The organism is Sandarakinorhabdus sp. (genome assembly GCF_040398645.1).
GTDB lineage: Bacteria > Pseudomonadota > Alphaproteobacteria > Sphingomonadales > Sphingomonadaceae > Sandarakinorhabdus.
This window is the reverse complement of record NZ_JBBATR010000005.1, coordinates 1-1,468: the sequence shown is the minus strand read 5'-3', so window position 1 is coordinate 1,468 and position 1,468 is coordinate 1. Positions and strand designations below refer to the sequence as shown.

Below are 1,468 nucleotides of genomic sequence, written 5' to 3'. Positions count from 1 at the left end.
GTGGCGATCATCACCTTGCGCACGGCGCAGCGCCGCGATGTCGATGCCCCGGTGGAGCCTTCATGATCCCCAGCATAATCGGGCGCCCCAGCCCGAATTTCGACACGCGCAGCCTGCCGATTGCCATGCTGGTGCTGCATTATACCGGCATGCCAAGCGGGGCGGCGGCGATTGACTGGCTGGCCGATCCGGCATCGAAAGTATCGGCGCATTATGTCGTGGCCGAAGACGGCACGGTGCTGCAGATGGTGGCGGAGGAGGCTCGCGCCTGGCACGCCGGGCGCAGCTGGTGGCGCGGCATCACCGATGTGAACAGCGCCAGCATCGGCATCGAAATCGTCAATCCGGGCCATGAATTTGGCTATGTGCCGTTTCCTTCGCCTCAGATGGACGCGGTGGCGGCGCTGGTGGCCAGCATCAAGCTGCGCCACGGCATTGCGGCGGCCAATGTGGTTGGCCACAGCGATATTGCCCCGGCGCGCAAGCAGGACCCCGGCGAATTGTTCGATTGGCCGCGGCTGGCGGCGCTTGATCTGGTTGCCAAGCCGTTGGCGTGCAGTGATCCGGGTTGGAGCGATCCCGGCTTTCTGGCGGCGCTGGGCCGCTATGGCTATGATATCACCGCGCCCGGTGATGCGGTGATCGCCTTTCAGCGCCGCCACCGCCCGGCCGTGCTGGACGGGGTGATCGATGCGCAGTGCCGCACGATCTTGCGCGGGCTGCTGCTGGCGGAGGGGCTGTGAAAACAGCCAGCCCTTCGGGGGAAGGGCTGGCCGAGCTCAGACTGCGCCGGGCCGGCGGGCGCCCAGCGGGATATCGTGGCCGCCGAAATCCAGCGTGCTGTGCGACACGACGCTGCCCAGCGCATCGACGATGACGCGCAGCCGGCGCTTGTCGGTGGCGAAGGTCAGGCGGAAGGTGCCAAGATCCGCGTCCACCCCGGCCTCTACCCACGTGGAGATCAGCCGGCCGGCCAGCATCGGTTGCACGGCTTCGGGGGTTAGTTTCAGGCCCTGCGCAATCAGTTCGGCGGGCACGGTGAAGCTGCTGCCATCGGCGTCGATCTCGATCATCGCCGCCCTGTGGCGCGAATCGCCAGGCAATGCCATGGGGATATTGCGATCACGTCGCTGGGCGGCCGCGTCAGGATATCCTGCCGAGGAAAGTCCGGGCTCCACGGAACGCGGTGCCGGGTAACGCCCGGCGGTTCGGGGCAACTCGGATCAGGGACAGTGCCACAGAGAAGAGACCGCCGATGGCTGTTGGCAACAACAGGACAGGCAAGGGTGAAACGGTGCGGCAAGAGCGCACCGCGCGATGGGCAACCAAAGCGGCACGGCAAACCCCACCGGGAGCAAGACCGAATAGGGATGGCGCGCGCACTTCGGTGCGCAGGGCAGGAACCGGCCCAGTCATCCGGGTTGGTTGCTGGAGGCGGCGAGCAATCGCCGCCCGAGAGGAATGGTCG

The 1,468-nt window shown here is 66.8% G+C and carries 2 protein-coding genes and 1 other RNA gene; 2 read left to right on the top strand and 1 reads right to left on the bottom strand.

All coding sequences use genetic code 11. The annotated features are described in order from the left end of the window. Window positions 1-62: 62 nt before the first annotated feature. Window positions 63-743: an N-acetylmuramoyl-L-alanine amidase gene (locus tag ABWP50_RS02070; protein WP_353216328.1), complete on the top strand. Its 681-nt coding sequence runs from the start codon at window positions 63-65 to the stop codon at window positions 741-743. A gap of 36 nt (window positions 744-779) precedes the next feature. Here ABWP50_RS02070 and ABWP50_RS02065 read toward each other — a convergent pair whose 3' ends face one another. Beyond that, entirely contained in the window at window positions 780-1,073 is a 294-nt protein-coding gene (locus ABWP50_RS02065; RefSeq protein WP_353216327.1) for a DUF6522 family protein, read from the bottom strand. 49 nt (window positions 1,074-1,122) lie between these two features. On the opposite strand from ABWP50_RS02065, the gene rnpB reads away from it, so the two are divergent. Continuing rightward, window positions 1,123-1,468, top strand: an RNA gene (gene rnpB, locus ABWP50_RS02060) — RNase P RNA component class A; the annotation flags it as partial.